This window comes from Nostoc sp. S13, from assembly GCF_029379315.1.
Classification (GTDB): Bacteria; Cyanobacteriota; Cyanobacteriia; order Cyanobacteriales; family Nostocaceae; genus Nostoc.
In genome coordinates, this window is record NZ_JAQYWQ010000232.1 from 1 (window position 1) to 3,887 (window position 3,887).

Genomic DNA, 3,887 nt, shown 5'->3' on the forward strand with positions numbered 1-3,887 from the left:
TTATGTCCATAGCGTAGCATTCAGCCCCGATGGCAAGACCATCGCTTCTGCTAGTAATGACAAAACCGTGAAACTCTGGAATGCGGTTACAGGTAAAGAAATCATCACCCTCAACGGGCATAGCAATGAGGTTTGGGGCGTAGCATTCAGCCGCGATGGCAAGACCATTGCTTCTGCTAGTGTTGATAAAACCGTGAAACTCTGGAATATGTACCCAAATCACCTTAAGAATTTAATAATTTCTGGTAGTCTCAACGATCTGATGATCTACAGTTGCAACAGGCTACATGTTTATTTACAATCAAATCCCAATGTGAGCGATCGCACTCTCTGCGATGGCATTGGTACAAAGAGCAATTAGCTTTGCAGCCAGAAATCAATTACTGCTACTGCGATCGCATAGATCACCAACCAGAATTACTGATTTGGCTTTGACTGGGGAGCGATCGCATCCCAGGTGTAAAGCTGTACTATTATCTACTGAGTTAAGAACGTCGGACATTCAAGCAACACCATTCTTTGCGTTTCCACAGGGTTGCAACGATCCAACCATTTTGTTCTAAGGTGTCAGCAACAGCTTTAGATTGTTCGAGTAAAATACCACTGAAGATTGCCCAAGTCTCAGGTTTAGCGATCGCACTCATTTCTGGAACCAACTCAATAATCACGTCAGCCAAAATATTGCAAACGATACCATCTACTGGTTGAGAAACCAGTTTTGTCAAAACGTCTACACTTCCCTGTGCAGGTAATAAACGTTCTGGGCTAATGTCATTCAGGGCACCATTACTAATAGTTGATTGTACCGCCAAAGGGTCAGTATCCACTGCATAGACTTTCTCGGCTCCCAGTAGCAGCGCCCCAATCGAAAGGATACCAGAACCACAGCCAATATCCGCAATTACCAGATGTTCATGTTTACCACTAGTAGTCACAAACGACTGAGGAACTCCACTCAGCCGCATTTCCAGGGATTCCAAACATAGCTGAGTCGTGGCATGGTTGCCCGTACCAAATGCTACACCAGGATCAAGACGAATCACTAACCGTTCCGTTGTTTCTGGTAATGGTAGCCAAGCGGGGTTAATTAGGAAGCGATCGCCTATTTCCTGCGGATGCCAATATTGTTTCCAGCTAGTCGCCCAATCTTCCTCATCAATTAACTGCCATTGCAGGGAGGGAGATGAAAGTCCTACACAAAGGGCATCTTGACGCAGCCACAGCGATAGCGCTGCCAAATCTAGTAGCTGTGTTTGAATTGTCGGCAAGTAAGCTCTTACTAAAGATAAATTTCCTTTGTTTTCACTAGCTGTACCACGACAGCCAAAATCTTCCAGTCGCCAAAAGATCGAATCTTCTAGGTCTGGCTCAGATAAAATCTGTAGTTCCCACCAGGTGTTTGCCATACAATTTTAGATTTTAGATTTTAGATTTTAGATTGGGGACTTGGTAATGGTTAATGATCAATGCGAAAAACAATGAGCAATTAGCCATTACCAATCCAAAATCGTTCGACTGAGCAAAGCCGAAGTCCAAAATCGTTCGACTGAGCGACTTGCCTTGAGCGACTTGTGCCGAGCGTTCGCGTAGCGTCTCGTAGAGAAGCCGAGGTAAGCCGAAAGGAGCCGAAGTCCGAAATCCAAAATTAGAGAGTTACCGTATACGCATCCCGAATACCAGGGACTTTTATAATCTCATCCAAAATGCCCTCTGGTAAAGGGTCATCTATACTCAGAGCCATTACGGCATCACCACGGACGATTTTACGACCTACCTGCATACTGGCAATATTCACATTAAAACTGCCGAGTAGGGAACCAAGTTTGCCGATAATCCCTGGCATATCGCGGTGCAGGGTAAACAGCATATATTTGCTGGGTGGGACGTTAATCGGGAAACCATCAACGTCGGTGAGGTGGATTTCCCGCTCACCTAACAAGGCGCCTGTGACAGAATGAGTACCTAAAGTACCTGTGGCTTCTAGATGAAGCGTTCCGGCATAGTCTCGAATCGAAGCATCGCGGGTTTCAATCACCCTAATTCCGCGTTCTTTGGCTTCTATGGTGGCATTTACATAATTTACCCGTTCCCGCAAAGCTTGGTAAAGTAATCCTTTTAGGGCAGCTACTACCAAAGGCTGACTTTTGTTAGTTGCTAGTTCCCCTTGCAGTCGAATATTGAGTACTTCCACCCGTCCGCCAGCTAGCTGTCCCACCAGATTACCTAGAGTTTCTGCTAGTTGCATGTAGGGTTTGAGTTCTTCTAAGACATCGGGGCCGAGTCCAGGAATATTGACGGCTGAACGTGCTGGTAGTCCTAAAAGTACATCGCGAATTTGTTCGGCAACATCAATGGCCACATTCACTTGAGCTTCCGCAGTAGAGGCTCCCAAGTGGGGAGTGAGGATAACTTCTTTGCCTAGCGATCGCAACTCAGATTCACCCAGTGGTTCTGACTCGAACACATCTAAGGCTGCGCCCCCTATCTTACCAGCTTTCAGAGCTGCTGCTAAAGCTACTTCATCAATGATCCCACCACGAGCGCAGTTGATAATCCGGGCTGTGGGTTTCATTTTTGCCAGGGTTGTGGCATTGATTAAGTGGGTAGTTTCTGGGGTTTTGGGGATGTGTAGCGTAATATAATCTGCTTGCTGGAAGAGTAAATCTAGCTCCACCAACTGACAGCCAAGTTGTTCGGCTCGGTCTGTAGAAATAAAAGGGTCATAAGCTAGGAGTTTCATCCCCATTGTCTTAGCTACAGAGGCAACATGGGAGCCAATTTTACCCAAACCGACAACGCCGAGAGTTTTTTTATAGACTTCCGCGCCGACAAAGCTATTGCGATCCCACGCACCGCGTTTCACGGAAGCGTTAGCATCGGGGATGTGGCGAGACAAAGCCAAAATCATCGCTAGCGCATGTTCGGCGGCAGCAATTGTATTTCCCTCTGGAGAATTGACTACCACAATTCCCCGGCGTGTGGCAGCCGGAACATCCACATTATCCACACCCACACCAGCCCGACCGATGATTTTTAGCTGGGTGCCGGCTTCAATGATTTCTTGGGTGACGCGTGTACCAGAGCGAATCATTAGCGCGTCATACTCACCAATAATTTCGATCAGTTCGGCTGGTTTTAGACCTAGTTTGACATCAACGGTAGCAACTTGCGAAAGAATGTCAATTCCAGCTTGGTCAATAGAATCAGAGACAAGAACCTTAGACATGATTACTTCATTTAAAGCTACAGGTTTTGCTGCACAAGACTTTTAAGTTTAGTCTTTATCTGTCGCAATTCAGCAAAAATTATTCGTTTTAATATCAACTTAACCTTTACTTACGCTGCGTGCTGATGGTATCGAAGCATGAGTTGCTTGCGGTAAGTACTGCCTCCTAACTATTTGAACATGAGTGACTGTTTGCGCCACCCTGTCGCTAAATATAAAGCATGAATAGCACTAAGCACTTATATATTTATTAATAGTTAAGAGTTACCAAAATTTTACCGGCTTAAGCAACTTCCTTGGTAAAATAGAAACGCCTGCATTATTGACTAGGCTGCAACTTTAGCTGAGGCAATGCTCTGCACAACCGCCAAACGAGCTAGTAACTGTTATATCTGTCAAATCTTGCCTGTTTCTAAATACTACAAGTGGTATCCCTTAGTCAAAGTAAAACATTGCATCATCAAGATAATTGGATTGTTACAGTCAGAGTTTAGGCATCAAATAAATTTTCTTGTTGATGATTGTGGCAGATTTAAGATTGTCTAGAAGTTAAAAGTTGCCAACATATTAGTAGAGTACTTAATATACATTAGTACTTTACTAATATATAGGACTCCTATTTGATTTCTGAACAAGACTAAGAGAGAATACGGAGAGGTTT

4 protein-coding genes are annotated in these 3,887 nt (G+C 44.6%); 1 reads left to right on the forward strand and 3 read right to left on the reverse strand.

Annotated features, from left to right (window positions below):
* The coding region (locus PUQ00_RS32565) for a hypothetical protein (RefSeq protein ID WP_300424120.1) at window positions 1-361 on the forward strand (361 nt) is incomplete at its 5' end.
* 15 nt (window positions 362-376) lie between these two features.
* On the opposite strand, the gene PUQ00_RS32570 is transcribed toward PUQ00_RS32565, so the two are convergent.
* The 3 genes from PUQ00_RS32570 to serA all read right to left on the reverse strand — a co-directional run bounded on the left by PUQ00_RS32570 (window position 377) and on the right by serA (window position 3,226).
* Window positions 377-502 carry a hypothetical protein gene (locus tag PUQ00_RS32570; RefSeq protein WP_300424122.1) on the reverse strand — a complete coding sequence of 42 codons (126 nt, stop codon included), beginning with the start codon at window positions 500-502 and terminating at the stop codon, window positions 377-379.
* A complete protein-coding gene (gene prmA, locus PUQ00_RS32575; protein WP_300424123.1) occupies window positions 486-1,406 on the reverse strand; it encodes a 50S ribosomal protein L11 methyltransferase in 921 nt (306 codons plus the stop codon). The genes PUQ00_RS32570 and prmA overlap by 17 nt, the downstream gene beginning before the upstream one ends.
* A 239-nt stretch (window positions 1,407-1,645) precedes the next feature.
* Window positions 1,646-3,226, reverse strand: coding sequence for a phosphoglycerate dehydrogenase (gene serA, locus PUQ00_RS32580; protein ID WP_300424125.1), 1,581 nt, complete (start codon window positions 3,224-3,226; stop codon window positions 1,646-1,648).
* Window positions 3,227-3,887 lie beyond the last annotated feature (661 nt).

Bases quoted from the DNA above. Each gene is read 5' to 3' on its own strand.
- PUQ00_RS32570 (WP_300424122.1), bottom strand. From the start codon at position 502: ATGTCCGACGTTCTTAACTCAGTAGATAATAGTACAGCTTTACACCTG.
- prmA (WP_300424123.1), bottom strand. From the start codon at position 1,406: ATGGCAAACACCTGGTGGGAACTACAGATTTTATCTGAGCCAGACCTA.
- serA (WP_300424125.1), bottom strand. From the start codon at position 3,226: ATGTCTAAGGTTCTTGTCTCTGATTCTATTGACCAAGCTGGAATTGAC.